This is a genomic window from Pseudoalteromonas sp. TB41, assembly GCF_000497975.1.
GTDB classification, from domain to species: domain Bacteria; phylum Pseudomonadota; class Gammaproteobacteria; order Enterobacterales; family Alteromonadaceae; genus Pseudoalteromonas; species Pseudoalteromonas tetraodonis.
The window spans coordinates 1-4,078 of sequence record NZ_AUTH01000116.1 but is presented as its reverse complement, the minus strand read 5'-3'; the positions used below and the strand labels follow the sequence as shown (position 1 = coordinate 4,078).

Annotated in this window: 6 protein-coding genes; all 6 read left to right on the top strand. The window is 47.3% G+C overall.

Annotated elements, in window-relative coordinates; translation table 11 throughout:
- Positions 1-104: 104 nt before the first annotated feature.
- The 6 genes from gpM to L641_RS0120805 all read left to right on the top strand — a co-directional run bounded on the left by gpM (position 105) and on the right by L641_RS0120805 (position 4,078).
- Positions 105-815: a phage terminase small subunit gene (gene gpM / locus L641_RS23080; protein WP_076916057.1), complete on the top strand. Its 711-nt coding sequence runs from the start codon at positions 105-107 to the stop codon at positions 813-815.
- A 109-nt stretch (positions 816-924) separates the two neighbouring features.
- Positions 925-1,374 carry a head completion/stabilization protein gene (locus tag L641_RS0120825; RefSeq protein ID WP_024603012.1) on the top strand — a complete coding sequence of 150 codons (450 nt, stop codon included), beginning with the start codon at positions 925-927 and terminating at the stop codon, positions 1,372-1,374.
- The gene (locus L641_RS0120820) at positions 1,371-1,853 is read left to right on the top strand and encodes a phage tail protein (RefSeq protein WP_024603011.1); all 483 of its coding nucleotides are present in this window, start codon (positions 1,371-1,373) and stop codon (positions 1,851-1,853) included. The genes L641_RS0120825 and L641_RS0120820 overlap by 4 nt, the downstream gene beginning before the upstream one ends.
- Entirely contained in the window at positions 1,850-2,506 is a 657-nt protein-coding gene (locus L641_RS0120815) for a phage virion morphogenesis protein (RefSeq protein ID WP_024603010.1), read from the top strand. Before L641_RS0120820 ends, L641_RS0120815 begins: the two co-directional genes overlap by 4 nt.
- A gap of 4 nt (positions 2,507-2,510) precedes the next feature.
- Entirely contained in the window at positions 2,511-3,617 is a 1,107-nt protein-coding gene (locus tag L641_RS0120810) for a DUF2586 domain-containing protein (protein ID WP_024601299.1), read from the top strand.
- Between the two features lie 11 nt (positions 3,618-3,628).
- A complete protein-coding gene (locus tag L641_RS0120805) occupies positions 3,629-4,078 on the top strand; it encodes a phage protein (RefSeq protein ID WP_024601300.1) in 450 nt (149 codons plus the stop codon).

Below are 4,078 nucleotides of genomic sequence, written 5' to 3'. Positions count from 1 at the left end.
GATGCTGCCAGCGATTTAGCCTACCAAGCCGACGATATTAACGCCGCAAATAGCGACTTAAAAGACACGGTTGAAGAGCTAAAAAAGCCGTCGGCGGCGCAAGAATCCTCCAATTCAAAGAGCAAAACCAAGCAAAAAAACAGCTCGAAAAAGTAAGCCTAACAGGCAAAGGGCAATACGCCCCAAGCCTGCACTTACAGCTTATTGAATTAGAAGACGACTTAAAACGCTTAAAAAGCTATGTAACCCGCGCCGACAAAATCACTCACAAACGTGATGTGTTATTGCCAAAGTGGTTACCCATTGTTGAAGACTATTTAGCAAAAGAAGGAAAGCAAAATGAAGACAACCCGATTTATGCGTACTGCACGATTTGGCTGTTTGACGTTGGCAACTTCGCTCGCGCTCTTGAGTTTGGTTTCAGAGCCATTGAGCTTAACCAGCCCATGGCTAGCAGCATTCGCCGCCAGTGGCCTGGTTTTATTGCCGACACTGTTTTTGAGTGGGCAAGCACCCAAGCAGAAAAAGGCAACAGCATTGAGCCTTATTTTAGCCAAGTGTTCAGCAAGGTTGCGAACACGTGGAAATTACCTGAGCAAGTTACGGCTAAGTACTACAAGTTTGCGGGTCTTGCGTTACTGCGCAGCAAAAACGGCGACATATCGCCATCGCATGTGGGCGACGTGCAACGCTTACAGCAAGCCGATGGCTACTTAGCCAAAGCCGCCGAACTGCATAAACACGCACAAGTAAAAACAGTAAGAAACAAAATAGCCATGAGATTAAGAGCCATTGCCGAGCTAAACGCCCAGTAATAGCCAAAGCTCCAAACCCTCCAGTGCACTAGCCGAGCGTTTAACGGGCGACCGTTAATAACCGCGTCGACGCTAACTGCACTGAACCCAAATTGAATAGGTATACGGTATGTCATTTGGATACGAAGCAACAGCACAAAACAGCATTGAAATAGATGCTCAAAGCGGCTGGCCAGCGTTAAGCACTGGCGAGTTTCGTGATCATCGCCGCATACCTGAGTTTTACGAAGAAACCGTAATAGCCGACTCATTAAACCGCAGCGCATTAGAAGTGCAGCAGCAGCTACTTAAATACATTATGAAAGAGAACACGGATGTTTCTTTCACCCTAACTAACGACGTGCCTAATTTTAATACCACTCAGCAAAGTGTTTACCGTGGCGCCGTGTATGCCCGTTCGCATGCCGATTTAATGGGGTATTTTTCAGCGGTTGACCAAAAAGACGCAGGCAACAACAAAGCCGATAGTGTTGATCAGCAAGATGCCATTTTAGCGCAGTCTAACCGCAGCATTCGTTTATTGCTTGGCCTTGGCCGCGCCGGAGTGCACACGCTATGAGCCAAACCATTACCCAATTACAGCAACTAACCGACTTTTTAAACACCAGTTTAAAAGGCGCTATTCACACCAACAACATAGATGCCTGGCAAGAACGTGGCACCTTAATAATAAGCGGTGAAGACAAAGGCCAAGACGGTTACCTAGTTGCCAAGTGGAAACACACCGGCGTAATAGCCATTGAAAAATTTCCGCATCGCAAAATTAACCCGTACAACTTGCTTGCTCTTATTGCTGCATTTTTAACAGACAGCAACTGGCCACGCGACGACTACGCCCTAGACGACCCTGAAATAGACATAGACGTAGTAAGCAAAGACAACGCAACCGTACTGATAGACGTGCAACTACTAGACGACATTGAGCTAATACCCGCCGACAACGGCCCTATTTTATTTAATGGCGCCCGTTATTACGTATCGCTAGCGCCAATCAGCATTGCCGAAGACGTAGACGTAAATATTAAGGGGCAATCATGAGTTTAGTGATCACCCCAAATAGCAAACAAGCATTAAGCGCTAAACAACAGTTGCAGCTACTGGCGTTACCACCGGCTAAACGCATTAGGCTATTAAAAAAATTAGGCCGCTTTGAGCGTAAGCTTGCGCGCCAACGCATACGCACACAAACCACGGTAGACGGTAAAAAGTTTGCAGGGCGCAGCGACGGTAAAAAAACCAAAGTGCTTAAACGTATGGGTAAAACATTAGAACCCTATGTAAAAGCTAGTAAGCGCTTAGAGCTTAAACATAAAAATTCATTTACGGGACGCATTGCAGCGCTACACCAAGAGGGTGGCACAGAGCGAATGACTGCCAGCCGCATGGTGCGTATTCATGGCAAACCAGATTACCAAGCGCCGTGTACCCGAAGCCAAGCAAAAGCATTAGCCGCTGAGGGTTACAAAGTACGCAGGGCAAAAGGCAAAGGCTACCGCCGCGCCACTATTAAAGAAATTGCAGGCAGCTTAACTCATGGCAAAGCCACATTAGTGTTAAGTGAGTTACGCGGCCAAAAAAGCCGTAAAAGCTGGCAAATACCGGTAAAAGCGCGACCGTTTTTAGGCGATACAACCAGCAACGTACAGCGCGAACTGGCAACAATATTAAACCAACTCAATAAACGAGGATAAACACATGTCACTAGGTAAAGTGCAAGTTAACAATTTGAATTTAGGGCAAGGTGACATCCAAGGTGTTGAGCGACACTTCTTGTTTGTTGGCCGTGCAGGTTCGGTTGATGAAGAAAGCCAATTATTTAGCATTGGCGCTAAAACCGACTTAGAAAAAACCTTTGCAGATAGCCCACTGCGCGATCAGCTTATTGCTGCGCAATTAAACGCAGGCCAAAACTGGACCGCAGCGGTTTACCCAATGGCCGAACTGGAAACCATTGTTGATGCCATTGACCGCGCCAACGAAGTACAAAGCTTTGAAATGGTAGTGGTATGTGCTGAGCAAACAGCAAGCGCAGAACTCACAGATATTCATGATCACCTAACATCATTGCAAGCCACATTAGGCCGTTTTGTATCGGCATTGGTTGCCGTGCCTGGTATTGATGCAGCTACGCAAACATGGCCAACCTATGAAGCCGCAACCATTGCATTGCAAGCCGATATTGCCGCGCACTTAGTGGTGCCCGTACCGCAATTACACGGCAATAACGTAGGCGTATTAGCAGGGCGATTATGTGACCGCAGCGTAAGCATTGCCGACAGCCCCATGCGCGTAGCAACGGGCAGTGTGTTAGGCCTAGGCGCGGCACCGGTTGACAGAGAAAACGAGCCGCTGTCTCTTGCCACACTAGAAACCCTAGCAAATAAACGCATGAGCGTACCGCAGTGGTATAGCGATTTTGAGGGTGTTTATTGGAGCGATGCCCAAACGCTCGACGCTGCAGGCGGTGACTACCAATACCTTGAGCATTTACGCCCAGTGCATAAAGCCAGCCGAGAAGTGCGGGTATTAGCTATTCGCCGTGTTGCAAACCGTGCGCTTAATTCAACGCCTAACAGCATTGAACTAAACAAGTCGTACTTTATGAAGCCACTGCGCGCCATGAGCAAAAGCACCACCATTTTAGGCACGCAGTTTCCGGGTGATATTAAGCCGCCAGTAGAGGGCGATGTAACGATTGTATGGACCACAAACAAAGCGGTGGTTATTTACTTGGTTGTTCGCCCTTACAACTCGCCAAAAGAAATTACCGTAAACATCATGCTTGATTTAAGCAGCAACTAGGAGCACTAACCATGCGTTTATCTGGAATGAATTTTAACGTGAACTTGGGTGACATTATGGTCCAAGTTGACACGGCATCACTGGCTATTACCGACAATAGCGCCGTGAGCCAAACAAGTGGCGTGCCTGATGGTTTTGTTGATGGCGATGTAGCGGCCAGCGGTGAGCTATCGGTTAACGCCAGTAACTTTGCGCTTATATCAGATGCGGCAAAAAGTGCAGGCGCTTGGCGCGCAATGGAACCGTTCGACATTATGTTTTATGCAAAAACCAGCAAAGACGAGCTAAAAGTAGAAGCGTTTGGTTGCCGCATTAAGCTAAGCGACATTTTAGACATAGACAAAAAAGGTGGCCAAGCCAGCCTGTTTAAAATTCCGTTTGATGTAACCGACCCCGACTTTGTAAAAATCAACGGTGTGCCGTACTTACGCGCCGAAGAAATTGAAAACATAGTGCAATAA

Coding starts and splice junctions, on each gene's coding strand:
- L641_RS0120815 (WP_024603010.1), top strand. CDS start 1,850: ATGAGTTTAGTGATCACCCCAAATAGCAAACAAGCATTAAGCGCTAAA.
- L641_RS0120805 (WP_024601300.1), top strand. CDS start 3,629: ATGCGTTTATCTGGAATGAATTTTAACGTGAACTTGGGTGACATTATG.
- L641_RS0120825 (WP_024603012.1), top strand. CDS start 925: ATGTCATTTGGATACGAAGCAACAGCACAAAACAGCATTGAAATAGAT.
- L641_RS0120820 (WP_024603011.1), top strand. CDS start 1,371: ATGAGCCAAACCATTACCCAATTACAGCAACTAACCGACTTTTTAAAC.
- L641_RS0120810 (WP_024601299.1), top strand. CDS start 2,511: ATGTCACTAGGTAAAGTGCAAGTTAACAATTTGAATTTAGGGCAAGGT.